Raw genomic sequence first — 25,202 nt, forward strand, 5'->3', positions numbered from 1 at the left:
GGGACGTGGACCTGACGGACGCCGGCGGGGATGCTGCCGGTGAGTTGAGCCTAATAGCGCCCGCCGCCGCGCCGGAGACCGCGGCACGTGTCCTGGCGGGCGCTGGCGGCGGACCGGGCGGGGTTCGTGGGAGGATCGCGCCGTGCCGTCGCTCTTCGCTTCTTACCTGCGCGTGTACGAGCCGTTGACCGCCTTCGACCGCGAGCGCCAGTCGTACTGGCGGCGTTACGTGTCCGAGGGGCGGGCGGTCGCCCCCGTGGAGGGGCCGGGCAGACAGCGGACGGCGGTGATCGAGGCGCTCGGCGCCGGCTGGACGCGCCTGCCGGATCTGCCCGAGGAGGCGTACGTCCTGGAGGTCGAGGACACGCTGCTGGTCTGCCCCTGGAACCTGCGGATCCGGGTCGCCGAGGCGGCGCTGAGCGCCCGGGACGGAGTGCCCTCGGTGCTCGCCGACGCGTTCGTGCCCCCGGTGCTCGCCGGCCAGGCCAAGGCGGTCGTGGAGGACTGGCGCAGCGGCGCCCGGGTGCTGGAGCACGGGGTGCCGCGGGTGCACGAGCAGATCGCCACCTGGGGTGTGCCGCTGCGCTGGTTCGTGCTCTTCGATCCGGAGGAGCGGCACCTGGTCACCGGGTCGCAGCGGCGGGCGCTGCGCTACCGCACGGAGATCTCCAAGGCCCGGCGGCGGTCGTCCCGGGCGCTGTCGGTGCTGCGCAAGTCGGTGGGTGAGGCGCCGATCACCGAGGCGGTCGAGGAGGCAGCCCGCTGGCTGGAGGAGTTCCACCCGCGGTCGGTCGTCGAGCTCGACTACGGCGGCCTGGTCGAGCTGCTGCCGGACGAGACGCTCGCGGCCGACGACTCGCCCGAGCTGGTGGCGGCCGGTCTCGCGGGGCTCTCCCGGGGCGAGGCGGAGGAGGCCTCCGCGGCGTACGACAAGCTCGTGGCCCGCTGGCGGGCGGTGCAGCTGCTGGAGCGGTGCAACTAGGGACATTCCGCCCAGTGAGCGCTCCCAAGTCGAGGGGTGCTCGTAGTTGACGCATCACGAACCGTGATCATGAGTCCGAATAAGGTACTTTCTGCCGCATAAAAGTCGCATAAATCGGGCATGGTTCATCCGTCCGTCTAGGGACGTTCGGCCGTTCGGCCCATGTCGGACATCGGGGACTAGCCGGACCATGGGAGACGCGTCGGCCGGCGGGACCCCGGCCGATGTCTATACATGTGGAGGAGTGACCGATGGCATCGCGAACGCACGAACCAGAGCCGCTACTCACGCCGGCCGAGGTGGCGTCGATGTTCCGTGTCGACCCGAAGACCGTGACCCGGTGGGCCAAGGCGGGCAAGCTCTCCGCCATCCGTACCCTCGGCGGTCACCGTCGGTACCGCGAGTCGGAGGTCAGGGCCCTGCTGCAGGGGCAGATTCCTCAGCAGCGTCAGGGCGACTGAGCCGGCACCACGTACGTGGATCAGGGCGGTGGACTCCGGTCCGCCGCCCTGATCCGTGTTCACCCCTCGGTGAGGGTGATGCGGATGCCCACCGTGCCGCCCTCACCCCGGCGCAGCCGGCTCCCGAGCAGCGTGAGTCGCCCGAGCAGCCGGTACTTCTGTTTGATCAGCCCACGGATCCGCCGGCTTCCGGCCGGGTCGTAGAGCGCGGCGTGCGCCGGCACGGCTCCGCCGTGCGGCCGGCCCCGCACGTCGCACGGGGCGACGGTGACCGCGCCGTTGTTGCGGATCCGCTTCACCTTGCCGGAGTCGGCGGCCGTCCACACCGCGAGCCCGTCGCCGTCCCGGACCGACCAGACCGGCGTCGGCACCGCCCGACCGTCCTTGCGGAAGGTCGTCAGCAGGATGTACTTCTCCGCCGACAGGCGGTCCAGGGTGTCCACGCCGAAAGAATACGGCCGCACGGCTGACTGACCGGCCGGATAGCGCGAACCGCGTGACGGCGTGCCGCCCGCCGGCGCATGGCCGCTGAGCTGCGGCGGGACTCCCGGCGGTCGGCCGATGTGGACGACCCGTCCTCCGGGAGTCCTGCCTCGCGACTCAGACCTGGACGGTCGGGGGCAGCTGCTCCGGCGGTAGCCCCCCGTCACCGTCGACCACCTCGTCGGGCGTGCCGTCCTCGTCGAGATCCACCATGGTGATGTCCACCGCGCCATCGTGGTCGGTGTCGAACTGGAACAGGTCGGCCTTGCCGTCGCCGTCGGTGTCCGCCACCCACACGTCGGTCCGGCCGTCGTTGTTGGTGTCCGCGCGCAGCAGGTCCACCCGCTCGTCCCCGCGGGTCTCCACCGTGCCGGCGGCCTCCGTACCCGCGACGTCCTCCGTTGCCTCAGTCATCGGCTGGTCCTTCCGTGAAGTTGACGGCCCTGTCGTACCCGATCCGCCGCGCCCCCACGCGGGGCGTCGCGGTCGGGGCTCTTTAGGGTCGCACCATGAGCGAGTGGAGCGAGCCGTCGGCCGTGGGCGATCCCCGCGTCGCCGCCGGCCGCAGCGGGGAGGCGTGGTGAGCGATCGGTTCGTGGTGGTCGGGGCCGGCACGATGGGGCTCGGCATCGCGTACGTGGCGGCGGGCGCCGGGCACGCCGTGGAGCTGGTGGAGGTCGACCCCGACCGGGGCGCGGCGGCGGTGGCCCGGCTCGGCGAGCTGTGGGAACGGGCCGTGCAGCGGGGCAGGATGACCGTCGACGAGTCGGCGGCGGGCCGGGCGCGGGTCACTCTCCGCGCCGCCCTCGCGGAGGTCGCCGAGGAGCCGGACGTGGTGGTGGAGGCGGTGCCGGAGCGGCTCCACCTGAAGCGTGACGTGCTGCGCGACGCCGAGGCGCTGCGCCCGGCGCTGCTCGGCAGCAACACGTCAAGCATCGCCATCGGCGAGCTGGCCGCCGGGCTGGCACGGCCGGAGCGCTTCCTCGGGCTGCACTTCTTCAACCCGGTCTGGGCGATGCCACTGCTCGAGATCGTGGTTGGCCCGGCCACCTCCGAGGAGAGCACCACGGCGGCGGTCGCGCTCGCCGGACGGTTGGGGAAGGACCCCGTCGTCGTACGCGACATGCCGGGATTCGCCACATCGCGGCTCGGCGTCGCGCTGGGCTTGGAGGCGATCCGGATGGTCGCCGACGGGGTGGCCAGCCCCGCCGACATCGACAAGGCCATGGTGCTCGGCTACCGGCACCCGGTGGGGCCGCTGGAGCTCACCGACCTGGTCGGGCTGGACGTCCGGCTCGACATCGCCCGGACCCTCCAGGCCGCCTACGGGGACCGCTTCGCGCCGCCCCCGCTGCTGGAGGAGATGGTGGCCGCCGGTCGGCTGGGCAAGAAGTCGGGGCAGGGCTTCTACACCTGGGAAGGCGGCGTGAAGCGGTGAGCGCGAGGAGTGAGGGTGCGAGCCCCGCAGGCGCGAGCGGAAGGCCGACGCGATGAGTGGGCTGCGCATCGAGGAGCACCCGGACCGGCTGGTGGTGACGCTGGACCGGCCGGAGAAGCGCAACGCCATCGACGCCGACCTCATCGCCGAGCTGCACGCGGTCTGCGCGGAGCTGGAGGTCCGCCCCCGACTGCTGCTGCTCACGGGCGGGACGGAGGGCATCTTCGCGGGCGGCGCCGACATCGGCCAGCTGCGCGAGCGGGGGCGGCTGGACGCCCTCGCCGCGATCAACTCGGCCGCCTTCGCCCGGATCCGGGCGCTGCCCATGCCCACCGTCGCCGCCGTGGACGGGCCCGCGCTGGGCGGCGGCGCCGAGCTGGCGTACGCCTGTGACCTGCGGGTCTGCACCGAGCGCGCGGTGTTCGGCCAGCCCGAGGTGCGGCTGGGCATCCTGGCCGGTGCCGGCGCGACCCACCGGCTCCCCGCGCTGGTCGGCGAGGCACGGGCGAAGGAACTGCTCTTCACCGGGCGCCGCGTGGACGCGGCGGAGGCGCTGCGGATCGGCCTGGTCAACCGGGTGGTGACCGAACCCGACGAGCTGCTGCCGGTCGCGCACGGCCTGCTCGACGAGATGGCCAAGGGCTCCGCGCTGGCCCTGCGGCTGACCAAGCTCGCCGTGGACGCGCCGGCCGCCGCCCACCCGCAGCTGGACCTGGTGAGTCAGGCGGTGCTCTTCGAGGACGAGGAGAAGCACCGCCGCATGACGGAGTTCCTGGAGCGGCGGCGCGCCCGCTGACGCTCGACGCGCCGACCGGCCGCCGGAAGAGGCCGGACATGGAACGGCCGCACCGGAATGTCCCGGTGCGGCCGTTCCCCGTCGCGGACCGTGCTCAGTGGCGGATCTGCACGCCGGCGTCGGCCAACGCCCGGATCACCTGAGCCGACTCACCGAAGCCGATCACCAGCACCGCGTCCGCGCCGAAGTCCTTGACCTCCGTCGCCCCGGCGCCGAAGTCCACCGGGTCCGACGCGGCGGCGGGCGGCTCGTACGTCAGCAGCTTGAGCCGGTCGGCCGTGATGCCGGCGCTCTCCAACTCCGTCTTCACCACGGTCTGGAGGCCCTCGCCGTAGGAGTCCTTACGGGCGACGATCGCGATCCGCTGGGAGCCGTCACGGAGGATCACGTCGGCGAGCGCCCGGCCCTGGAGGCTGTCGGAGGGGGCGGTACGGAAGTAGAGCCCCTTGTCCTCGGCGGTGGTCAGCCCAGCGTCGGTGTTCGACGGGGAGAAGAGGATCCGGCCGGCGTTCACCACGTCCGGCAGCACCTCCAGCGAGATGCCCGAGCCACCGGCGCCGATGATGACGGGCACGCCCGCCTGGACGTGCTTCGCCACCGTGGCCTTCGCCACCGCGGGGCTGGTGCCGTCGTCGCCGTCGACCCACGTGACGTCCTCGCCGAGCACGCCGCCGGCAGCGTTGATCTCACGGATGGCGAGCGCGGCGCCCGCGGCCATCGGCGGGTAGGCCAGGGCCAGGTCACCGGTCTTGGGCAGCAGGCCGCCGATGAGCAGCGGGTCGCCCTTGGCGCCCTCGCGCTGCTTCTTCGCCTTCGGCGGCGCCTTGGTGCTGGCCCCCGACTCGTCCCCGGCGCCCACGAACTCCGTCTTGGCGTCGTTGATCTGCTGACCGTCGAAGTGCAGCGTGGCGTAGCTCGCGGTGGACGGCTCACCGGCGTCGGTGAAGCCCGCGCGGGTCAGCGAGACGCTGCGGTACTCGATGTCCTGCCCCTTCCGGGCCAGTTCCAGGCAGGTGGCCGCGTCCTCGCAGCGCTGCCCGCCGTTGGTCACGCCGACGATCTGCTGGGCGATCTGCGCGGGGTCCGTGCTGCCGGCCAGCTGCGCGGCGAGCGCGCTGATCATGACCGCGTCGTACGTCTCCGCGGAGTAGAGGTAGTCGGTCAACTTCGGATCGACGGACCGTAGCCGATTCTTGAAGTCTTCGGGGAGCGGCGTCAGCGGCGTGGTGCCCTTCATGCCGTCGACGAGGTCGGCGCGATCCTTCAACTCCGCCGGGAAGGAGTTGAGCATGTTGCCGTCGGTCCCGTAGAGGCGCGCCTGGTGGGTCGTCGCCTCCTCGGGCTTGTCAGTCCCGCAGGCGCTGGTGGCGAGCAGGAACGTGGCGCAGGCAGCCAGTGTGGCCATCCGCGAGCCGCGCGATACGAGCATGGTCGTCCTTCCATCGGCGAAGGTCCGCTGCGCACATTAGCGTGCCGATGCCGGAGGCGGGACCGTGGAGGGCGGTCTTACCGCAGGTCGCCCGCGCCGGACACGGAGAGTAGCGATCGACGGGGCTCGCCGTCGCTCCTTGACCCGGCCGCCTACTGTGCCCTGCGTGACGGACCTGCCACAGCAGACGCTCGACGATGCCACCGCCGTGCTCCGCTCGGCCCTGGCCGGGGACGGTGACGCCGTCGTGTGCGCGTTCGACGACGTCGTCGACCGGTCCGGCCTCGCCGGGGCGTACGGGGTGGCGTGGTGCCTCGCCGCCACGATGGTGGGCGATCCGGGCCCGGCAGGCTCGTGCGCCCTGGACTTCCCCGGTATCGACGAGGCCGGCTACGACACGCGGTGGGTGGCGCGCTTCGTGAGCGCGTACGCCAACCGCGACGCCGACACCGGGCAGGCGCTCTTCGGGGCGGCGATGGCCGACGGGCTACTACCGGACTGCCTGCTCACCCTCGCCGGCTCGACCGTGGCCACACTGCGCAGCCGGGACCGCTGACACGGCCGCTCGAAGGTCACGTGTGATAGCTCTGGGGCATGCCCGACGCCATGCTCAGCAAGGTCCGCAAGCTGCTCGCCCAGGCCGAGGACCCGGCCTGCACCCCGGCCGAGTCGGCGGCCTTCATGGCCAAGGCGACGGAGCTGATCGCCCGCTACGGCGTCGACCGGGCGCTGCTCGCCGCACGCGACCCGGCCACCGACCCGGTCGGTGACCGGGTGGTCGAGGTGGTCGCCCCGTACGCCCGGGACAAGGCCGGTCTGCTCGCGGCGGTCGCGGACCCGCTGCGCTGCCGCTGCGTGCGCCGCCGGCACGGCAGCGGCTTCGCGATGCACCTGTTCGGCTTCGCCAGCGACCTGGAACGCGTCGAGCTGCTGTTCACCTCGCTGCTGGTGCAGGCCGCGCACGGGCTGGCCGGCACCCCCGTTCCGCCGGGTGAGCAGGTGGCCGCGTTCCGCCGCTCGTGGCTCGCCGGGTTCGCGCAGGTGATCGGCGCCCGCCTGCGGGTGGCCGAGGCGGAGGCGGCGAGCGGCTCGGGCGTGCCCGGCGTCGCGCTGGTGCTGGCCGACCGCTCCGACCGGGTGCAACGGCGGATCGCCGAGGTGTATCCGCGCCTACGCACGGCCCCCCGGCGACGATTGGCCGGCTCCGGGTTCGCTTCCGGAGCGGACGCCGGGCGGCGGGCCGACCTGGGCGGCCGGGAGGTGGTCACCGGCCCCGGACCGGAGCGGCGCCTGGGTCGGTGAGCCGCGCGCGGCGAGCGGCTGCGGGCGGCAGCGGCGCCGGTCGGTGCCCCCTGCGACCCCCGCTCGGGTCGGTGGCCGCGCGACACCCGCTCGGGTCAGTGCGGCGGGCGCTGGCCGCCGACCGCGGCGACGTAGCGGGAGAGCAGCTCGTGCCAGCCGGCCGTGAGCGCCTGCCGGTAGCCCTCGGCCGCCTCGCCGTGCCGGTCGAAGTTGCGGTGTTCGAGCTCCACCCGGGTCTGCTCGGGCGCCTCGGCGTGGAAGACGACCTCCACCTCGCTCGCCCGGGCCGGATCCGGCACGGGCACGCGGTCCGGCCCGAGCTGCCACGTGAAGACCAGCCGGCGGGGCGGATCCCAGGTGAGGACCCGGCCCCAGTCGGCGCGGAAGCCGTAGGGACCGATCTCGTAGAGCATGCCGCCCGCCCGTGGCTCCATCCCCAGCTCGGCGAGCGCCTCCGGCCCGGACCAGGTGTATTCGACGACCCACCATTCGGTCAGCGCGCCGGTGAAGATGGTGAAGGCCCGCTCCGCGGAGGCGGCCACCAGGAAACCGCACCGCAGCGAGAACCGGTCCACCTCCTGTTGGATGTCGGCCGGGTCCGCCATCTCCTGTCCCATAGGCCCGGACCATACCGGCTGATGCCCGGGAGTGCAGCGGAGCGGAGCTGCCTGGTTGCGGACAGCTTCCGCGCACACCGCCGGTACGGCACGGTCGTCGGGCCGCTCGCCGGCCCAGCGCGGGACGCGGGCCGCCGCCCGATGCGTGGCGGCCAGGGATGGTGCGGGGCCAAGTGGGTAAGCCCGGCCGGTCGGGGCCCGGACGCGTGCCGGGCCGGCCCTAGTCGGGAGCGGGACGAATGGGCAGCGGGAGCGAGCACGGCCAGGCCGAGCAGGGTCTGACGCAGCCGGGGCAGGACCAGGGTGGTTCGGCGCAGGGCACGCCGGAGCGGCACGTACGGGAGGGGAACTGGCCGGGCGAGGAGGGGCGGCGGACCGGCCGGTACGGGGAGCCGGACGTCCTGCTGGACGTGCCGGAGCTGCGGGTCGGTGAGCTGTGTCTCGCCGTCGACGGGCTGGACGCGGACCTGTCCCTCCGGGCGCGTCTGGCCAACCTCCTCCAGCTGGACGCCGGTGTGCGGGTGCGCCTGGACGCGGTGGAGCTGGACATCAAGGACGTGCGGGCCGAGGTGCTGCTCAAGGTGCGGCTGGAGCGGCTCATGGAGATCCTCGACCGGGCGCTCACCACGCTCGACCGCAACCCGCAGCTCATCGAGGCGGTGGCGAAGTCCGCGCACGCGGCCCTCGACGACGCCGGCCGGGCCGCCCGGCAGATGTCCGGCAGCACCGAGAAGCTCGACAAGGTGACGGACCGGCTCGGGCGCGAGATCGGCTCCATCACCGCGCGGGCCGAGTGGACCGGGGAAGGACCGGTCGCCCGGGAGGTCGCCCAGCCGGGCACCGAGGGGGGCCAGCCGTCCCGGGGTGGGCAGGCGGGCCGACCCGGCACCGCCGGTGCGGGCGGGGAGCCGCGTGAGCGGCAGCCCGGCCCGGGCGGGCTGGGCCAGGCCGGGCAGGGGCAGCCGAGCGGTGGCCGGGAGCGGCCGGCCCAGGGTGGGGAGCGGCCGCGACCCGCCGGGCCGGGCGGCGCGGCGAAGCCGGCGGGCGGAGCCGAGCGGCCGGGTGAGGGGCCCGCTGGGGGTGGGCGCCCGGCGCCTGGCCCGGGTGACATCGCCGGGCAGGCCGGTGACCTCGCGGGGCAGGCGGGCGAGGCGCTGCGACAGGTGGGGCGCAGTGTCTGGGACGCGATCCGGGCCGGGATGGCCCAGCACCCGCCCGAGTCCAAGGGCTGAGCGGCCGTCCCGGCCCCGCGTGCCTCCGCAGGGCTCTGGGCGCCGGCGCTGACGACGGCTGGTCGCTCCGCTACCGGGCGCCGGCCGGCTCGGGGGTGGACAGGGCCAGGCCGCCGCCGAGAGCGAGGAAGACCGCGCCGAAGCCGAGGTTGACGCGACGCATGGCGTCGCGGCCGAGGCTGCGGCGGGCCAGCCAACGGCCACCGACGATCCACACGGTCGCCGCCGCGGTCTCGACGGCGAGGTAGATCACGCCCAGGGCGGCGAGTTGGGCGGGCGTGTGCCCGGCGCCGGGGTCCACGAACTGCGGCAGGAACGCGGTGAAGACGAGCAGCGCCTTGGGGTTGGCGGCGGCGGTGACGAACTCGTGCGTCGCCAGCCGGCGTGCCCCGACGGCCGCCCCGGCGTCGCGTCCGGGGCCGGCCGCCGTCGCGTGCGCGGTGCGGCGGTTGGTCCAGATCGTGTGCAGCCCGATGCCGACGAGGTAGGCCGCGCCGGCCCACTTCAGGATCTCGAAGACGACCCGCGAGGTGGTGAGGACGGCGCTGAGCCCGACGACCACGAGGGTGAGCATGCCCGCGAAGGCGAGCAGGCGGCCGGCGACGGCCGCGACCGCGCTGCGGGTCCGCGTCCGCATGCCGTTGCGGAACGCGAGCAGGTTGTTGGGCCCGGGCGACAGCGAGACGAGCAACGCGGCCGGCAGGAAGATCAGGAGCTGGTCGACGACACGCATGCCGCAGGGTCGCACCGCGACCGCTCGGGCCTCAACCGAATAGTCCGCCCGCAGGCCGGACGGACAACCGGTCACGAATCGAGAAGCGCCGGGTCGGGGGCCGTTCGTAGCGTGCCTCTCGTGTGCATCATTCCTCACGCACAAGGGAGACAAGCCATGAAGGCCCACGTCAGCTCCATCCTCCTCGGCGTCCGAGACCTGGCCCGGTCCCGGCGGTTCTACGTCGACGGGCTCGGCTGGAAGGTCAAGGACGACTACGGCGTCTCCGTGTTCTTCGAGTCGGAGGGCGGCTCGCTCGTCGGCTTCTACGGCCGCGAAGGCCTCGCCGACCAGGTGGGCACGAGCCCGGAGGGCAGCGGGTTCAGCGGCCTGGTCCTCACCTACGTCGTGCGCAGCGAGGCACGGGTCGACGAGATCATGGCGGAGGCCGCGAAGGCCGGGGCCACGATCCTCAAGCCCGCCGGCGCCCTGCCGTGGGGCGGGTACGGTGGCTCCTTCGCCGACCCCGACGGCTACATCTGGAGTCTCGGCTACAGCGGACACGGCACCGACCAGCCGTACGCGGAGTAGCCCGTCCACGTCGCCGGGGCTCCGTGCTCGGCGGCGAAATCAACCGACGGGCACCGGCTGGCCGGGATCGTGGCCCGGCCAGCCGCGTACCACGGAATCTGGCACGTTCATCTGGCTCGCGGATTCGGCACTCGGCAGAAGGACGGAACCCGCTCCGCTGACACGGTCAGGCGGCCCGTTCAAGCTCGGCGAGCAGATCGACCACACGCTGCTTGATGTCGTCCCGGACCTGGCGGACGACGTCGATGGTCTGGCCGGCGGGGTCGGTGAGTTTCCAGTCCTCGTAGCGTTTGCCGGGGAAGACGGGGCAGGCGTCGCCGCAGCCCATGGTGACGATGACGTCGCTGGCTTCGGCCGCGTCCCAGGTGAGCCTGGCGGGGGTCTGGCCGGTGATGTCGATGCCGACCTCGCGCATGGCTTCGACGGCCACGGGGTTGATCTGGTCGGCGGGTTCGGAGCCGGCGGAGCGGACTTCGATGGTGTCGCCGGCGAGGTGGCGCAGCCAGCCGGCGGCCATCTGGGAGCGGCCGGCGTTGTGGACGCATACGAACAGGACGGTTGGCTTGTCGCTCATCGGGGGGTTCCTGTCAGGTGATGGAGGGGCTGCGGCGTGCGATGAGGGTGACGTCCCGCCGGGTGCCGTGGTGGCGGCCGACGCGTTCGCGGGTGCCGGTGGTGCCGAATCCGCAGGCATGCCGAGCCGGTAGGTGTCGGACACGGCGTCGGCGTGCCGCTCGTCCATGGCGGTGATGGTGACGCCGCCGGTGGCGGCGGTCACCGGTGCTCCTCTGCAAGCGGGGGCACGACCACCGCGTCAGCAGTGTCGGCGGCGTGCGGGTACCAGGCGGCGACGGCGGCGACGGCGACCAGGCCGCCGACGAGCTGGGCGGCGACGAAGCCCGGAACCGACGAGGGCGCGATGCCGGCGAAGGTGTGGGTGAAGGCCCGGCCGATGGTGACGGCGGGATTCGCGAACGAGGTCGACGAGGTGAACCAGTACGCCGCGCCGATGTAGGCGCCCACGGCGGCCGGAGCAGCGGCGGTGCGGCCGGAGCGGGCGAGGGCGAAGACCAGAACGACCAGGCCGGCGGTGGCGAACACCTCAGCCAGCCACAGGTTCGCCCCGGTCCGTTCGGTCTGGGACCAGGCGACAGCCGGAAGGTCGAACATCAGGTTGGCGAGCACCGCGCCCGTGATGGCCCCACCGGTCTGGGCGGCGGTGTATGCAGCGAGGTGCCGGGCGGTCAGGCCGGTGCCCGCGCGGCGGCCGAGCCACCAGTCGACAGCCGAGACGACCGGGTTGAAGTGCGCCCCGGACACCGGGCCGAAGGTCAGGATCAGCGCGCCCAGGGCCAGGGCCGTGGCGATCGCGTTCTCCAGCAGCTGGAGACCGACGTCGGTGGGGGAGAGCCGAGCCGCGGCGATCCCGGAGCCGACCACGGCGGTGACCAGCAGGGCGGTGCCGGCGAACTCCGCCGATGCCCGCCGGGTCAGGGCGAGGCTCACGCCGCGGTGCTGGCGGCCGGGGCGGCGGAGACATCCAGGAGCGCGCCGAGCTGGCGGAACGCCTCCGGCTTCACCCGGTACCAGACCCAGGTGCCCCGACGCTCGGAGTCGACCAGGCCCGCTTCCCGCAGCACCTTCAGGTGGTGGGAGATGGTCGGCCCGGACAGGTCGAACGCTGGAGTCAGGTCGCAGACGCACATCTCCGGCACCGACGCGATCATCGACATCAACCGCAGCCGGACCGGGTCACCCAGGGCCTTGAAGAGCGGGGCGACCACCGCCGCCTGCTCGGGGTCCATGGGGCGGACCGCGATCGGGGCGCAGCAGGCTACCGCGTTCAGGTCCACCACCGGCAGCTGTTGTTTCGACATATCTCTAGCTTGACAGATCTCGAAACAGGGTGCAACGTAGGCCCTGCTTCGAAAAACATCTAGACAAGGACGAGGCGATGTTCAAGCAGTTCCGCACCCGCCGTAGCGCCCACAGCCAGGCTGTGACGTTCTGTGAGCCCTGCGGTCAGGTGTGCACCCCGGCGTGCCGCGCCGACGCGCGCTACGAGCACCACCGCACCGCCGCGCTCACCCATCACGTCCGCTGAACCCGACAGGAGGAACGACCATGTCCCGCATCCAGCTCGCCCTGCGCGTGTCCGACCTCGAAGGCTCCGTGGCCTTCTACTCGAAGCTGTTCGGTGCGGAGCCGGCGAAGCGCCGCCCCGGCTACGCCAACTTCGCCATCGAGAACCCACCGCTGAAGCTCGTGCTCCTGGAGGGTGCGGCCGACCAGCCCACCGTCATGGACCACCTGGGCGTCGAGGTGTTCAGCACGGACGAGGTCACCGCCGCGACCAAGCGACTCACCGACTCCGGTCTCATCACGCTCGAGGAGAACAACACCGAGTGCTGCTACGCCCTCCAGGACAAGGTCTGGGTCCGCGGCCCGGGCGGCGAGCCCTGGGAGGTCTACACCGTCAAGGCCGACTCGCCGCAGTTGGAGAAGGGCAGCGAGAGCGCCTGCTGCACTCCGGCCATCGAGAAGGAGTCGGCCACGGTCGGCGCGGCCGGACGCTGCTGCTGACCGGTGAGCTACGCGCCCGTCCTCGACGAAGGGCGGGCGCGTCGGCGTGGGGGCGTGCGACGCAGGACGGTGATCACGGCGTCGAAGGCTCAGCGGCGGTAGCGAACGAGGCCCACACAGCAAGATCCCCACCGGCGTGTCCGCTGGTGGGGATCTTGTAAGCCCGGCGAAAGGCTTTGTGGCCAGGGGCGGGGTCGAACCGCCGACCTTCCGATTTTCAGTCGGACGCTCGTACCAACTGAGCTACCTGGCCCGGTCGCTCGGACCATGCTACCCGGATGGCGGATCAACCGCCGGTAGGGCACCCGGTCCGATACGCAGAACGCCGCGCAGAATTCGCGCGGCGTCAGCGCTGCGGTCCTGACGGGACTTGAACCCGCGACCTCCGCCTTGACAGGGCGGCGAGCACTCCGACTGCTCCACAGGACCTAGCTCTGTTGCACCGGCTTGCGCCGGTCGTGCCCCCAACGGGATTCGAACCCGTGCTACCGCCTTGAAAGGGCGGCGTCCTGGGCCGCTAGACGATGAGGGCGGCCCCGCCATCATTGCACATTCGCAACGTCAAGCGGACTTGCTCCCATCCGGCCCCGCCGGAGGCTTGGAAAGCATACGTGATGCCCCGGCGCTCGGCCAAACCGGTATGGCTCTATCCGTGCCCGCGCGAGAAACCGCAGGTCAGGAGGCTTCTATTTGAGGCGGGTGATCCCGTAGCGCCGCTTCAGCTCGCTGATCACGCCGGAGCAGGCGGCGAACGTGGCGGCCCGATTTCCGCCCCCGTCGTGCAGCAGCACGATGGAACCGGGCCGCACCGCGCCCAGGACCCGCTTGCTGATCGACTTCGCCGGCTGCTTCCGCCAGTCCTGCGGGTCGACGCTCCAGTGCAGCGGACGCATGCCGAGCTGCTTGGCCACCGCCACCACCTCCGGGGTCCACGCCCCGCCGGGCTGCCGGTAGAAGGCGATCTTGGCGTCGGGTACGGCCGCCCGGATGGCCTTGTTCGTGCGCTCCAGGTCGGCCCGGATCTCCGCGACGGGTCGCCGGCCGAGGTCGATGTCGTGCCGCCAGCTGTGGTTGCAGAGCTGGTGTCCCTCGCGGACGATACGGCGGACCAGCTCCGGGTGCCGCTGGACCTCCCGCCCCACCAGGCAGAAGGTGGCGGTGACCTTGGCCGCCCGGAGCCGCTCGAGGATCTTCGGCGTCCACGCCGGGCTCGGGCCGTCATCGAAGGTCAGCGCCACGGGACGTACGCCGGTGGTGCGGCGCAGGCCAGCCGGCAGCGTGGTCGGCCGCGGCCGGAGCGGGCGCTTGGTCGGGGCGGTTCGGCTCGGCTTCGGCGCGACCGTGGGCTCGGGGCTCGGCGTAGGGGCGGTCGAGGCGGCCGGGGTGGGTCCGCCGGCGGTGTGATCGCCGGCCTGGGCGCACCCGGTGAGGGCCAGCACCAGGCCCAGGGCGCACGCGAGCACGGCACGGGCTTGCATCTGTTCGCTCCCGCAGGGGGTCGGGGTTCGCGGACCACCCGACGCTAGTGGACGAGTTGCGCCGGTGACACCCCGGATCAGTGGCCGGCCGGCGGCCCCAGCGCGTCCCGCACCGCCACGACCAGCGCGAGCGCCTCGGCGAGCCCGGTGGGGCGCACCACTCCGGCGGGCAGTGTCTCCGCCGACCAGCCGGGGCCGGCGGCCAGCACCAGCAGGGGCCTCTGGTGCGCCGCGAGCACTGCGGTGAGCTGGGCCGGGTCGGCGGTGGCGGGGGTGTGTGACCAGAGGACCACGGCGGCCGGCCCGGTCCGGTCGACCACTTCCAGCAGCGCGCCCAGGGGCACCCGGGCGCCGAGCATCCGGTAGCCGACCCTGGCCTCCGCGAGCGCGGCGGCGAGCGCCTCCAGCGGTAACGTGTGCTGCTCCTCGTCGGCGCAGGAGAGCAGCACGGGCTGCGGCCCGTCCGGCGCCGCCGACCGGCTGACGGCGGCGAGCGTCTCGGAGACGCAGCGGGACATCAGGTGCTCCACCTCGACCAGGGCGGACGTGGCCGCGTGCCGCTCACCGATGCCGGCCAGCACCGGCCGGAGCAGCTTGTCCCAGGTGGCGACCACACCGTCGCGGGCCAGGCTCCGGCTGATCGCCGCGCCGATCGCCACCGAGTCCAACCGCATGGCGGCGCGGGCCAGCCCCCGGGCGGCCGGCCCGGCGCGGCCCACCGGGATCGTCTGGCCGCCTCCGTCGCGGCCGCTCCGGCGGGCGTGGGCCAGCTCCTCGACGCGTACCGTCTCAGGGGCCCGGCGTGCCCAACGGGCCGCCTCCGCGGGGCTGACCCCCTCGGCGGTGAGCCGCCGCATGACCTCGAGCCGGGCCAGATCCGCCGTCGTGTAGCGGCGGTGCTGGCCCGGTGTGTGCTGGCTGGGCCCGAGCCCGTAACGCTGGTGCCAGGTGCGCAGCGTGGTCACCGCGACCCCGAGCCGGCGGGCGACGGCCCCCGCGCTCAGCGCCTCATCGACCACCCGGCCGCTCCGGCGCCTCGTCGCGCGCTGCGCCCGACGGCACGGCGGCGGGGCCGGCGGGGTCGGCGGGACGGAGCAGCCGGCTCACCACGCCGCCGAGCCAGGGAGCGTACGCCCGGGGGTCGGCGGCGAGGTCGTTCTCCAGCGCGGTCGGCTCCACCCAGCGCAGCTCGGCGACCTCGGCCGGGTCGGGCAGCAGCGGCGCGCCGGGAAGGAACTCGCCCCGCAGGACGTGGTCGTACTCGAACTCGACCCGCCCGGTGGCGGGGTCGTCGGCGCGGTAGAGGTAGACGCCGACCTCGGTCAGCTCGACCGGCCCGGCGCCCAACTCCTCGCGGAGCCGCCGGTTGGCGGCCTCCGCGAGCGACTCCCCGGGCAGGGGATGCCCGCAGCACGAGTTGGCCCAGCGCATCGGGAAGCGGGTCTTGACGGCGGCGCGGCGCTGGAGCAGCACCTGGCCGTCCGGCGCCACCAGCATGACGGAGAAGGCCCGGTGCAGCCGGCCGGGTGGCTGGTGGGCGGCTGCGACCGTCATCTCGCCGCTGGCCCGCCCGTCCTCGTCGACCAGCTCCACCAGGTGCGCCTCACGCTCGCTCATGCCGGCACCCTCTCCTCGACGATTCGCTCCCTGCGGTCGCTCATGCCGGCACCTCCCTGCGGTCGGCGCCGTCATGAGGCTCCACCGCGCTGTGGCCGACGATTCGCTCCCTGCGGTCGCTCATGCCGGCACCTCCCTGCGGTCGGCGCCGTCATGAGGCTCCACCACGCTGTGGCCGACGATTCGCTCCCTGCGGTCGCTCATGCGATGCCTCCCGTGACACGGCCGGCGGCGAGCTTGCCGGAGATCAGCACCATCGGCACCCCGACTCCGGGCTGGGTGCCGGAGCCGACGAAGACCACGTTGGAGAGCGTCCGGTGCAGGTTGGTCGGGCGGAACGGCCCGGTCTGGAGGAAGGTGTGGGCGGCCGCGAACGGGGTGCCGGAGGCCATGCCCTGCGCGGCCCAGTCGACGGGAGTGACAGTGCGCCGCACCTCCACGCCCGCGCCGAACCCGACGTAGCCGCGCTCCTCCAGGGTGGCGACGAGCTGGTCGGCGTACCGGTCGGCGAGGCCGCCCCGCCAGTCGAGGGGAGCGCGGTCGAGGTTGGGTGCCGGCGCGAGCACGTAGTACGTGTGCCGGCCGGGGGGCGCCACCGACGGGTCGGTCCGGCTCGGGTTGGTGACCAGCAGGGACGGGTCGGACATCAGCTCGCCCCGTCGGATGACCTCGTCGAAGGTGCCCTTCCATGACCGCCCGAAGTGGACGTTGTGGTGGGCGATCTTCCGATATTCCTGTTTCGAACCGATGTGCAGCACGACGCAGGACGGCGAGTAGGTCAGCCGGCGCCGGGGGGTGGTGGGCAGGAGGTCGCGGTAGGCGACCGGCAGGTCGGGGTTGAGCACCACCACGTCGGCGGGGACGCGCTCCCCGTCGGCGGTCAGCACCCCGGTGGCCCGGCCGTTCACGGCCTCCACCCGGCTCACCGTGGTGTCGTAGCGGATCTGCACGCCGTGTTTCTCGGCCGCGCCGGCCATCGCCCGGGCGACGCTGTGCACGCCGCCGCGCGGGAACCACACCCCGGCGACCGAGTCGAGGTACGCGATGACCGTGTAGATGGCCAGGGCGTCGTGCGGGGCGAGCCCGGCGTACATGGCCTGGAAGGAGAAGATCCGCTGGGTGCGCGGGTCGCGGAAGAACTGCCCGATCTTGGTGTGGAGCCGGCGGAAGGCGCCGCCGGCCAGCAGCCGCAGCAGGTTGCCGGTGAGCAGGTCGGTCGGCGCGTCCAGGTTGCGCTCGATGAAGTCGGCGCGTTCGAGCTGCCAGAGCCGGCGGGCGTAGTCGACGAAACGCAGGTAGCCGTCGGCCTCGCGGGGGCCGCAGACGCGGGCGACCTCGGCCGCCATCCGGGTGGTGTCGGTGATCACGTCGAGCGTGGAGCCGTCGGGGTAGTAGGCCCGGTAGGCCGGGTCGAGCGGGGTCAGGTCGAGCCAGTCGTCCAGCTCCTCGCCGACCGCGGCGAGCGCCTCGGCGATCAGCTCCGGCATGGTGAGCACGGTCGGGCCGGTGTCGAACTCGTAGCCGTCGACGCCGAGACGACCCGCCCGGCCGCCGGGCGCCGGATCGCGCTCCAGGACGGTCACCTGCCGCCCGCTGCCGGCCAGGTGCAGCGCGCAGGCCAGGCCGCCGAGGCCGGCGCCGACGACGACCACCCGATCGGTGCGCCCCTTCACCGTCCGCACCGCACCACCTCCTCGTGCGCGAGCGTCCATCATGCCTGCCGTCCGGCCCGGCCACGGCCCGTGCCGACGCCCCTGCGGGATCGGAACCGCTGCGGTTGGCCCTGCGGCCGAGGGTACCCTAGAGTTACGAGTTGCGTCGATTGCTGCGTCGATAAACGGAGGAGGGCCGGTGGACACGGATCTCGCCGCTGCCTACGACCGATGTCGTGAGCTGCACAGACGCCACGGCCGCACCTACTATCTCGCCACTCGGCTGCTTCCCGCGTGGAAACGGCGACACGTGCACGCCCTCTACGGCTTCACCCGGTACGCGGACGAGATCGTCGACCGCACGGACGCCCTCCCCGCCGCCGAACGCGCCGCCCGGCTCGACGACTGGGCCGGCCGCTTCCTCGCCGGCCTGCACGGTGAGAAGGTCGACGACCCGCTGCTGCCCGCCGTGCTGCACACCATCGCCGTCTTCGACCTCGACCGCGAGGACTTCGCGGCGTTCCTCAAGAGCATGGCGATGGACCTGACCGTCAGCTCGTACCCCAGCTACCAGCACCTGCTCGACTACATGGAGGGCTCGGCCGCGGTCATCGGCACGATGATGCTGCCGATCCTGGAGAGCTCCGACCCGGTCGCGGCCCGGGAGCCGGCCCGGCAGCTCGGCCTGGCCTTCCAGCTCACCAACTTCGTCCGCGACGTGGCCGAGGACCTGGACCGGGGGCGGACCTACCTCCCCGACGAGGACCTGAACCGCTTCGGGGTCACCCGCCACGACCTGGTCGAGGCCCGCGCGGCCGGCCGGGCCACACCGCCCATCCGGGCCCTCGTCGCGTACGAGGTGACCCGGGCGCAGGCGCACTACGCCGCCGCGGCGCCGGGCATCACCCTGCTCGCCCCGGCCTCGCAGGCCTGCATGCGCACGGCGTACGCCCTCTACGGGGGCATCCTCGACGAGGTCGCCGCGCAGGACTTCGACGTCTTCGCCCGCCGGGCGGTGGTGCCACGGCGGCGACGCCTCGCCGTGGCGGCCCGGTCCCTGCTCACCCCGACCGGCACGCCGGTGGTCGTGCCCGGGCCGCCGGTGCCCCGCGCCGCGCCGACCGCGCCTTCGCTGGCCCGGCCCACCGCACCCTGAGCGGCGGACCGGGCCGTCGCGCCCTGAGCGGCGCACCGGGCGGTCGCCGCGCCGCGAGCGGGCGGGCCGCTCAGAGGCAGTCGTGCAGCACCTCGACCAGGTCGTCGACCCGGTCGTGGTCGGCGAGGTGGGACGTGGCGTACGCGAAGGTGTAGCCGCGCTCCGGGTCGGCCCAGGCGGAGCTGCCGCCGAGGCCACCCATGCCCCAGCTCCCGTCCTCCTCCCACTGCATCCCCAACGTCCACCGGGTGCGGCGGGCGAGCAGCAGGTCCTCGCCGTCGTGCTGGACCCGCGTCGCCTCGGCGATCAGGTCCGGGTTGAACAGGCGAACGCCGTCCAGCGTGCCGCCGGCGAGCAGCCCGGCGTAGAGCCGGGCCAGGCCGGCCGCGGTGGCGTGCAGATTCACCGCCGGCACCTCGGCGCCGCGCCAGAGCGGGCTGTTGAGCACCGCGAGGTCGAGCCCACCCGCCGGGTTGGTGACCGCGCGGTGGCGCAGCGACCCGGGCTCACCCGCCGTGCGGACCGGCCAGGCCGGATCGCCGTAGGACAGGTCCGCGCAGCGCCGCTGGTCCGGCGCGTCGAGACCGAAGCCCAGGTCGAGCCGCCACGGACCGGCGATCTCCTCGGCCAGGAACCGGCCCACCGGCCGGCCGTCCAGCCGCCGGACCAGTTCGCCCACCAGGTGCCCGTACGTCCAGGCGTGCTCGCCGGCGAGGGTGCCCGGCGTCCATTCCGGCTCGGCGGCGGCCAGGTCCGCGCAGAGCAGGTCCCAGTCGGCGATCGCGCTCGCCGGGCGGGGCACCGGGAACGCCGGCAGCCCGGCCGTGTGGGCGAGCACCTGCCGGACGGTGGCCGGGGCGCGGAACCCGGGCCAGTGGTCGGCGACCGGGTCGTCCAGGTCGAGCCGGCCGCGGTCGACGAGCAGCAGCAGGCAGAGCGCCACGACGGGCTTGCCCACCGAGTAGACGTTCACCAGCGTGTCCGGCGTCCACGGCCGGCCCGGCGACCGCTCGCCACCCACGACGTCGACGACGGGTGCGCCGTCGTACCAGACGGCGAGGCCGGCGCCGGTCTCCCGCCCCCGCGCGAGGAGGTCCCGGAAGCAGTCGTGGACGGCGGCGAAGCGTGCGTCGTGCATCGGGTCACGGTAGGCCCTGGACGCCGCCCCGTGCGGTGACCGGGGCCCGGGCGTGACTTTGTCGCAGCCCGGTGGACCGGGGCGACCGGCTGGGGGATGCTGTCCGGGTGGGGGAGCCGGAGCAGGTGGACGTGGTCGTGGTCGGGCTGGGCGTCGGCGGCGAGGAGGTGGCCGGGCGGCTCGCCGAGGCCGGCCTGAACGTCGTCGGCATCGAGCGCGACCTGGTCGGCGGGGAGTGCCCGTACTGGGGCTGCATCCCGAGCAAGATGATGATCCGGGCGGCGAACGCGCTCGCCGAGGCGCGTCGTGTCGACGGGCTGGCGGGCAGCGCCGACGTGCGGCCGGACTGGGCGCCGGTGGCGAAGCGGATCCGCGAGGAGGCGACCGACACCTGGGACGACCGGGCGGCGGTCGAGCGGTTCGTCGGTCGGGGCGGCCGGTTCGTCCGGGGCAGTGGCCGGCTGGCCGGGCCGGGCCGGGTGCGGGTCGGCGACCAGGTGTTCCAGGCCCGGTACGGCGTCGTGGTCGGCACCGGGACGCGTCCCGCGATCCCCCCGATCGACGGGCTGGCCGACACGCCCTACTGGACGAACCACCAGGCCATCGAGGTCGAGGAGCTTCCGGGCTCGCTGCTGGTCCTCGGCGGCGGGGCCATCGGGCTGGAGCTGTCCCAGGTCTTCGCCCGGTTCGGGGTCCGGGTCACCGTGATCGAGGCGCTGGACCGGGTGCTCGCCGTGGAGGAGCCGGAGGCGTCCGAGGTGGCCGAGTCCGCGCTGCGCGCGGACGGCGTCCAGATCCACACCGGCGTACGGGCCGAGCGGGTGGAGCACGACGGCGAGCGGTTCACGCTGCGCGCCACGGGTGGGGCCGAGTTCACGGCAGAGCGGCTGCTGGTCGTCACCGGCCGTCGCGCTCACCTGGAGGAGCTGGGGTTGGACACCGTGGGCGTGGACGCCGGGCGGCGCTTCCTGCCCGTCGACGACCGGATGCAGGTCACCGACGGCATCTGGGCGGTTGGCGACGTGACCGGCGAGGGCGCGTTCACCCACATCGCGATGTACCAGGCGGCGATCGTGATCGCGGACCTGCTCGACCGTGCCCGGCACGCCCGCGCCGGCGCCGATCCCAGCGGCACGGCGAGCGTGGTCGGGGGTGCGATGGGCGCGGCTAGCGCGCTCGGCGCCAGTGGGTCCAGCGGGTCGGCCGGCACGGTGCCCCGCGCCGACTACCGGGCGCTGCCCCGGGTCACCTTCACCGATCCCGAGATCGGCGCGGTCGGCCTGACCGAGCAGCAGGCGCGGGCCCGGGGCATCAACGTGCAGGTGGGCTTCAGCAAGCTGGGCAACTCGACGCGCGGCTGGATCCACCGGGTCGGCGACGAGGGCTTCATCAAGGTGGTCGCGGACGCTGACCAGGGTGTGCTGATCGGGGCGACCTCCGCGGGGCCGGCCGGCGGCGAGGTGCTCTCCGGTCTCGTGGTCGCGATCCACGCGGCGGTGCCGGTCAGCCAGCTCCGGCACATGATCTACGCGTACCCGACGTTCCACCGTGCCATCGAGGACGCGCTGCGCAACCTCCGGTGACTGTCGCCTCCTGACGCTTGACGGCATCCGGCTGTTCAATTCTTGCAACGGCCTGACATAGGATTGCGGCCGTGACGAAACGGCTGACCGAGGTAGCGCGGAAGGCGGGCGTCAGCGAGGCCACCGTGAGCCGGGTGCTCAACGGACGCGGTGGTGTCTCCGAGTCGACCCGCACCGCCGTCCTCACCGCACTCGACGTGCTCGGCTACGAGCGGCCGACCAAGCTGCGGGGCGAACGCGCCCGGCTGGTCGGCCTGGTCCTCCCCGAGCTGCAGAACCCGATCTTCCCGGCGCTCGCCGAGGTGGTGACCGGCTCGCTGGCGCAACGGGGGTTCACGCCCGCCCTCTGCGCCCGCACGATCGGGGGCGTCTCCGAGGCGGACTACGTCGAGATGCTGCTCGACCACCAGGTCTCGGGCGTGATCTTCGCCGGTGGGTCGTACGCGCTGACCGACGCGCCGCACGACCACTACCGGCGGTTGACCGATCGCGGGCTGCCGGTGGTGCTGGTGAACGCGGGCGTCGACGAGCTGGGCTTCCCCCGCGTCTCCACCGACGACGCGGTCGCGGTCGAGCAGGCGTACGGGCACCTGCGTTCGCTCGGGCACGAGCGGATCGGGATGGTGTTGGGGCCCGAGGGGCATGTCCCGTCCCGGCGCAAGCTCGCCGCGGTGGCACGGATCGCCGGCTGGATCGACCCGGCCGAGTGGGTCGAGCGTTCCAGCTTCTCCATGGAGGGCGCCCGGGTCGCCGCCAGCAAGCTGGTGGACCGGGGCGTGACCGGGGTGATCTGCGCGAGCGACGTGCTCGCGCTGGGCGCGATCCGGGCCGTACGCCGGCTCGGCCTCTCGGTGCCGGGCGACGTGTCGGTCGTGGGCTACGACGACTCGGCGTTCATGACCTGCACCGACCCGCCGCTCACGACCGTGCGTCAGCCGATCGAGACGATGGGGCAGGCGGCGGTGGACCTGTTGGTCACCCAGATCGAGGGCGCGGGCGTGCTCCACGACGAGCTGCTGTTCGAGCCCGAGCTGGTGGTCCGCGGCTCCACCGCGCCCGTGCCGGGCCGCTGACCCGGCCCGTCCACCGCCTTCCGTCGCCGCCGACGCGCTGCCCCCACCCACCACCCGCCCGGCCCCGGGCCACGACCCGGGACGCTCACCGACGCTTCCGGCCGTCGACCGCTCACCGCGGTCGGCGGCCGTTTCGTTGTTGCGTCCTCCAGGTGGGATCCCTGGTCGCGCCGACGCGGCTCGCTTGGAGGGTTAAAACGGGACGGAAGCCCGCATTCCGATCGTCTTTCAAGATCCTGTCGAGATCTCTCGTCACCAAGTCGTGTCTTTTCAAAACTGGATCGACACCTTGCTGAAATGTGTACCCCTCGTTACAGTGACTCCACTCACACCTGGCCCTGGTCCGGCTACCGCGGGTCAGGTCGTAGGCGGAACACACCTCAGCAGGGCATCGCCGCGGTGACCGATCACCGCAGGTCGACGAAGGTCATGGAGACTCCCGTTCCCGAAGGGATGGACAGATGTCCGTACCGCAGTACCGGAAGGCTGCGGCGCTAGCGCTCGTGGCCGGCCTCGGGCTCAGCCTCACGGCATGCTCCACGAAGAGCGACGACGACGAATCGAACGCAGGCGGCAAGGTCACCATCACGGTCGACTGTCAGCCGGTCGGCTCCCAGAAGGAGCTGTTGCAGAACTGGAACGCCGATGTCGCCGAGTTCCAGCGGCAGAACCCGGACATCATCATCAAGAGCGTGAGCGTCGGCGAGCAGTGCAACAACCCGCCGGACTTCACCGCCCGCCTGGCCGGCGGCACGGTGACCGACGTGTTCTACGGATACATGACCGACCTCCAGCAGGTGCTGGACTCCGGTCAGGCGATGGACATCACCGAGTACGCCAACAAGGACACGATCCCGACCTGGGACAGCGTCGACCCGGCGCTCAAGGAGGTCTTCAGCGACGGGGGCAAGCTCTACGCCGTCCCGGTGAAGAACTACTCGATGGGCCTCGTCTACAACAAGGTCCTGTTCCAGCAGGCGGGGCTCGACGTCAACAACCCCCCGAAGACGTGGCCCGAGGTCCGGGAGGCCGCAAAGAAGATCGCCGCGCTCGGCAACGGCATCGCCGGCTACGCCGAGTACAGCGCCGGCAACACGGGCGGCTGGCACTTCACCTCGCTGCTCTACTCGCAGGGCGGCCAGGTGCTGACGCCGGACGGCAAGAAGGCCGACTTCAACAACGCGATGGGTAAGCAGGTCCTCCAGAACCTCAAGGACATGCGGTACGGCGACAACAGCATGGGCAGTCGCCAGCTGCTCCAGTGGGGTGACCTGCTCACCAACGCGGCAGCCGGCAAGGTCGGCATGTTCATCGGGGCGCCCGACACCACCCAGGCGATCGTCAGCCAGTTCCAGGGCAAGTTCCAGGACTGGGCGATGGGCCCGCTGCCCGGCCAGGACGGCCCGGCCAAGGGGACCCTCGGCGGCGGTGAGGGCTACTTCTTCAAGAAGGGCCTCACTCCGGAGCAGGTCAAGGCCGGTCTCAAGTGGATCGCCTACCAGAAGCTGACGCCGGGCAAGGGGCAGTTCGACTACGTGCGGGCCAAGCCGCAGAACTACCCGGTCGGCCTGCCGCAGCCGCTGCTCTTCGCCAACGGCAGCGACGCGCAGAAGCAGGAGCTGGAGCTGCGCAAGGCGAACGCGAACGTCGACACGGCGAACTTCGCGCTCTTCGAGGCGAACCCGGTCCCGATCAAGGGCGAGCCGCGGAACGCCCAGGCGATCTACGCGGTGCTCGACGCGGCGATGTCCGGTGTGCTGACGAACCCGAACGCCAACATCGACGCGCTGCTCAAGACCGCCGAGGAGAAGGTCAACCAGATCCTCGCCGCGGAGAGCTGACCCGCTCGGGTGGGGGCCGGCCCGCCGGCCCCCACCCCCTCCGCCCCGCCGTCCGGTCACCCACCCACCAGGAGTTGCCTTGGCGATCACCACCGCCCCGGGGAGCGTCCGAGAAGCACCGCGCCCCACGTCCCCCGCGGCGCCCCGGCGTACGGGCCTCGGCCGGAAGGTACGGGACAATCTCACCGGGCACGCGTTCCTGATCGGCGCCCTGCTCTGCTTCGCCGTCTTCTCCTGGTACCCGATGCTCCGCGGCATCGTGATGAGCTTCCAGCGCACCCGGCGCGGCGAGACGACCTGGGTGGGCTGGGACAACTACATCCGGATCCTCGACGACCCGAGCTTCTGGACCGCCTGGAAGAACACCCTCTACTTCACGGTGCTGGCTCTCGTCGTCGGCTACGCGGTGCCGTTCTTCGTGGCGGTCGTGCTCAACGAGTTCCGCCACGCCAAGGGCTATCTGCGGATCCTCGTCTACCTGCCGGTGATGCTCCCGCCGGCCTCGGCGCTCTTCCTGTTCAAGTTCTACGCGTACGACCCCAGCGACGCGGGACTGTTCAACGCGATCCTCAAGGCGCTGCACCTACCGACCTCGCAGTGGATGCAGTCCCCCGAGATGACGATGCCGGCCATGGTGCTCGCGTCGACCTGGATGAACATGGGCAGCGCGGTACTGATCTACCTGGCGGCGTTGCAGAACATCCCCGGCGAGCTCTACGAGGCGGCCGAGCTCGACGGGGCCGGGATCTGGCGGCGGATCGTCAACGTGACCATCCCGCAGACCCGGCTCATCCTCCTGCTCCTGGCGATGATGCAGATCGTCGCCACGATGCAGCTCTTCATCGAACCACTGATCCTCGCCAACGGCGCGGGTGCCGAGGACTCGGCGACCTCGGTCGCGTACCTCATCTACCAGCACGGGTTCTTCCAGAACGACCTCAACGGCGCCGCGGCACTCGGCGTGATCATGCTCGTGGTGCTCGCCGGCTTCTCCGCCGTCTACGCGCGGTTGACGGCGAAGCAGGACTAGGACGGACG

At 72.9% G+C, this 25,202-nt stretch carries 28 protein-coding genes and 3 tRNA genes; 15 read left to right on the plus strand and 16 right to left on the minus strand.

Annotation, left to right across the window (positions count from 1 at the left end):
* Positions 1-142 precede the first annotated feature (142 nt).
* Both SM573_RS13650 and SM573_RS13655 read left to right on the plus strand, forming a co-directional pair.
* The gene (locus tag SM573_RS13650; RefSeq protein ID WP_474612534.1) at positions 143-982 is read left to right on the plus strand and encodes a DUF8083 family protein; all 840 of its coding nucleotides are present in this window, start codon (positions 143-145) and stop codon (positions 980-982) included.
* Positions 983-1,233: 251 nt separating this feature from the next.
* Positions 1,234-1,443 (plus strand): BldC family transcriptional regulator, encoded by a 210-nt coding sequence (locus SM573_RS13655; protein ID WP_007073996.1) that lies wholly within the window; start codon positions 1,234-1,236, stop codon positions 1,441-1,443.
* Positions 1,444-1,502: 59 nt separating this feature from the next.
* Here SM573_RS13655 and SM573_RS13660 read toward each other — a convergent pair whose 3' ends face one another.
* Positions 1,503-1,886, minus strand: a complete 384-nt coding sequence (locus SM573_RS13660; RefSeq protein ID WP_474616206.1) for a PPOX class F420-dependent oxidoreductase — start codon at positions 1,884-1,886, stop codon at positions 1,503-1,505.
* Positions 1,887-2,043: 157 nt separating this feature from the next.
* The gene (locus tag SM573_RS13665) at positions 2,044-2,340 is read right to left on the minus strand and encodes a hypothetical protein (RefSeq protein ID WP_474612536.1); all 297 of its coding nucleotides are present in this window, start codon (positions 2,338-2,340) and stop codon (positions 2,044-2,046) included.
* 166 nt (positions 2,341-2,506) lie between these two features.
* On the opposite strand from SM573_RS13665, the gene SM573_RS13670 reads away from it, so the two are divergent.
* A complete protein-coding gene (locus SM573_RS13670) occupies positions 2,507-3,364 on the plus strand; it encodes a 3-hydroxyacyl-CoA dehydrogenase family protein (RefSeq protein WP_474612537.1) in 858 nt (285 codons plus the stop codon).
* Positions 3,365-3,416: 52 nt separating this feature from the next.
* On the plus strand, positions 3,417-4,160 hold the full coding sequence (locus tag SM573_RS13675) for an enoyl-CoA hydratase/isomerase family protein (protein ID WP_474612538.1): 744 nt from the start codon (positions 3,417-3,419) through the stop codon (positions 4,158-4,160).
* 94 nt (positions 4,161-4,254) lie between these two features.
* On the opposite strand, the gene SM573_RS13680 is transcribed toward SM573_RS13675, so the two are convergent.
* The gene (locus SM573_RS13680) at positions 4,255-5,589 is read right to left on the minus strand and encodes an ABC transporter substrate-binding protein (protein ID WP_474612539.1); all 1,335 of its coding nucleotides are present in this window, start codon (positions 5,587-5,589) and stop codon (positions 4,255-4,257) included.
* Positions 5,590-5,755: 166 nt separating this feature from the next.
* On the opposite strand from SM573_RS13680, the gene SM573_RS13685 reads away from it, so the two are divergent.
* The gene (locus SM573_RS13685) at positions 5,756-6,145 is read left to right on the plus strand and encodes a hypothetical protein (protein WP_474612540.1); all 390 of its coding nucleotides are present in this window, start codon (positions 5,756-5,758) and stop codon (positions 6,143-6,145) included.
* Positions 6,146-6,183: 38 nt separating this feature from the next.
* On the plus strand, positions 6,184-6,891 hold the full coding sequence (locus tag SM573_RS13690; RefSeq protein ID WP_474612541.1) for a DUF2786 domain-containing protein: 708 nt from the start codon (positions 6,184-6,186) through the stop codon (positions 6,889-6,891).
* 95 nt (positions 6,892-6,986) lie between these two features.
* Here the strand turns inward: SM573_RS13690 and SM573_RS13695 are convergent, their stop codons facing one another.
* Positions 6,987-7,508, minus strand: coding sequence for an SRPBCC family protein (locus tag SM573_RS13695; protein ID WP_474616207.1), 522 nt, complete (start codon positions 7,506-7,508; stop codon positions 6,987-6,989).
* A gap of 239 nt (positions 7,509-7,747) precedes the next feature.
* Here SM573_RS13695 and SM573_RS13700 point away from each other — a divergent pair, with 239 nt between their 5' ends.
* Positions 7,748-8,740 carry a hypothetical protein gene (locus SM573_RS13700; RefSeq protein WP_474616208.1) on the plus strand — a complete coding sequence of 331 codons (993 nt, stop codon included), beginning with the start codon at positions 7,748-7,750 and terminating at the stop codon, positions 8,738-8,740.
* 70 nt (positions 8,741-8,810) lie between these two features.
* On the opposite strand, the gene SM573_RS13705 is transcribed toward SM573_RS13700, so the two are convergent.
* Positions 8,811-9,473 (minus strand): LysE family translocator, encoded by a 663-nt coding sequence (locus SM573_RS13705; RefSeq protein WP_474616209.1) that lies wholly within the window; start codon positions 9,471-9,473, stop codon positions 8,811-8,813.
* A 156-nt stretch (positions 9,474-9,629) separates the two neighbouring features.
* Between SM573_RS13705 and SM573_RS13710 the strand changes: the two genes are divergently transcribed.
* Positions 9,630-10,043 carry a VOC family protein gene (locus SM573_RS13710; protein WP_474616210.1) on the plus strand — a complete coding sequence of 138 codons (414 nt, stop codon included), beginning with the start codon at positions 9,630-9,632 and terminating at the stop codon, positions 10,041-10,043.
* Between the two features lie 166 nt (positions 10,044-10,209).
* On the opposite strand, the gene SM573_RS13715 is transcribed toward SM573_RS13710, so the two are convergent.
* The 3 genes from SM573_RS13715 to SM573_RS13725 form a co-directional block, all read right to left on the minus strand.
* Positions 10,210-10,617 (minus strand): arsenate reductase ArsC, encoded by a 408-nt coding sequence (locus SM573_RS13715; RefSeq protein ID WP_474612890.1) that lies wholly within the window; start codon positions 10,615-10,617, stop codon positions 10,210-10,212.
* A gap of 200 nt (positions 10,618-10,817) precedes the next feature.
* Positions 10,818-11,549, minus strand: a complete 732-nt coding sequence (locus tag SM573_RS13720; protein ID WP_474616211.1) for an aquaporin — start codon at positions 11,547-11,549, stop codon at positions 10,818-10,820.
* On the minus strand, positions 11,546-11,920 hold the full coding sequence (locus SM573_RS13725; RefSeq protein ID WP_474612547.1) for an ArsR/SmtB family transcription factor: 375 nt from the start codon (positions 11,918-11,920) through the stop codon (positions 11,546-11,548). Before SM573_RS13725 ends, SM573_RS13720 begins: the two co-directional genes overlap by 4 nt.
* Positions 11,921-11,997: 77 nt before the next feature.
* On the opposite strand from SM573_RS13725, the gene SM573_RS13730 reads away from it, so the two are divergent.
* Positions 11,998-12,147, plus strand: coding sequence for a hypothetical protein (locus SM573_RS13730; RefSeq protein ID WP_474616212.1), 150 nt, complete (start codon positions 11,998-12,000; stop codon positions 12,145-12,147).
* 20 nt (positions 12,148-12,167) lie between these two features.
* Positions 12,168-12,626 carry an ArsI/CadI family heavy metal resistance metalloenzyme gene (locus tag SM573_RS13735; RefSeq protein ID WP_474612549.1) on the plus strand — a complete coding sequence of 153 codons (459 nt, stop codon included), beginning with the start codon at positions 12,168-12,170 and terminating at the stop codon, positions 12,624-12,626.
* A gap of 179 nt (positions 12,627-12,805) precedes the next feature.
* On the opposite strand, the gene SM573_RS13740 is transcribed toward SM573_RS13735, so the two are convergent.
* From SM573_RS13740 to crtI, 7 genes are all read right to left on the minus strand, one after another.
* A tRNA-Phe gene (locus SM573_RS13740) sits at positions 12,806-12,879 on the minus strand.
* A gap of 102 nt (positions 12,880-12,981) precedes the next feature.
* Positions 12,982-13,055: transfer RNA gene (locus SM573_RS13745), tRNA-Asp, on the minus strand.
* Positions 13,056-13,085: 30 nt separating this feature from the next.
* Positions 13,086-13,158: transfer RNA gene (locus SM573_RS13750), tRNA-Glu, on the minus strand.
* 154 nt (positions 13,159-13,312) lie between these two features.
* Complete coding sequence (locus tag SM573_RS13755) at positions 13,313-14,104, minus strand: polysaccharide deacetylase family protein (protein WP_474612550.1); 792 nt, start codon at positions 14,102-14,104, stop codon at positions 13,313-13,315.
* Positions 14,105-14,181: 77 nt separating this feature from the next.
* Entirely contained in the window at positions 14,182-15,123 is a 942-nt protein-coding gene (locus SM573_RS13760; protein WP_474616213.1) for a MerR family transcriptional regulator, read from the minus strand.
* Positions 15,113-15,721, minus strand: coding sequence for an isopentenyl-diphosphate Delta-isomerase (gene idi, locus SM573_RS13765; RefSeq protein ID WP_474616214.1), 609 nt, complete (start codon positions 15,719-15,721; stop codon positions 15,113-15,115). The genes SM573_RS13760 and idi overlap by 11 nt, the downstream gene beginning before the upstream one ends.
* A gap of 200 nt (positions 15,722-15,921) precedes the next feature.
* A complete protein-coding gene (gene crtI / locus SM573_RS13770; protein WP_474616215.1) occupies positions 15,922-17,403 on the minus strand; it encodes a phytoene desaturase family protein in 1,482 nt (493 codons plus the stop codon).
* Between the two features lie 169 nt (positions 17,404-17,572).
* Here crtI and SM573_RS13775 point away from each other — a divergent pair, with 169 nt between their 5' ends.
* Positions 17,573-18,529, plus strand: coding sequence for a phytoene/squalene synthase family protein (locus tag SM573_RS13775; RefSeq protein WP_474616216.1), 957 nt, complete (start codon positions 17,573-17,575; stop codon positions 18,527-18,529).
* 70 nt (positions 18,530-18,599) lie between these two features.
* Here SM573_RS13775 and SM573_RS13780 read toward each other — a convergent pair whose 3' ends face one another.
* Positions 18,600-19,667, minus strand: a complete 1,068-nt coding sequence (locus SM573_RS13780; protein ID WP_474616217.1) for a serine hydrolase domain-containing protein — start codon at positions 19,665-19,667, stop codon at positions 18,600-18,602.
* Positions 19,668-19,774: 107 nt separating this feature from the next.
* Between SM573_RS13780 and SM573_RS13785 the strand changes: the two genes are divergently transcribed.
* The 4 genes from SM573_RS13785 to SM573_RS13800 all read left to right on the plus strand — a co-directional run bounded on the left by SM573_RS13785 (position 19,775) and on the right by SM573_RS13800 (position 25,194).
* Positions 19,775-21,250 (plus strand): dihydrolipoyl dehydrogenase family protein, encoded by a 1,476-nt coding sequence (locus SM573_RS13785; RefSeq protein ID WP_474616218.1) that lies wholly within the window; start codon positions 19,775-19,777, stop codon positions 21,248-21,250.
* Positions 21,251-21,321: 71 nt separating this feature from the next.
* The gene (locus SM573_RS13790) at positions 21,322-22,323 is read left to right on the plus strand and encodes a LacI family DNA-binding transcriptional regulator (RefSeq protein ID WP_474612557.1); all 1,002 of its coding nucleotides are present in this window, start codon (positions 21,322-21,324) and stop codon (positions 22,321-22,323) included.
* A gap of 461 nt (positions 22,324-22,784) precedes the next feature.
* Positions 22,785-24,164, plus strand: coding sequence for an ABC transporter substrate-binding protein (locus SM573_RS13795; RefSeq protein WP_474616219.1), 1,380 nt, complete (start codon positions 22,785-22,787; stop codon positions 24,162-24,164).
* Between the two features lie 79 nt (positions 24,165-24,243).
* Positions 24,244-25,194: a carbohydrate ABC transporter permease gene (locus SM573_RS13800; RefSeq protein ID WP_474612559.1), complete on the plus strand. Its 951-nt coding sequence runs from the start codon at positions 24,244-24,246 to the stop codon at positions 25,192-25,194.
* Positions 25,195-25,202: the final 8 nt, after the last annotated feature.

The organism is Micromonospora xinjiangensis (assembly GCF_056150165.1).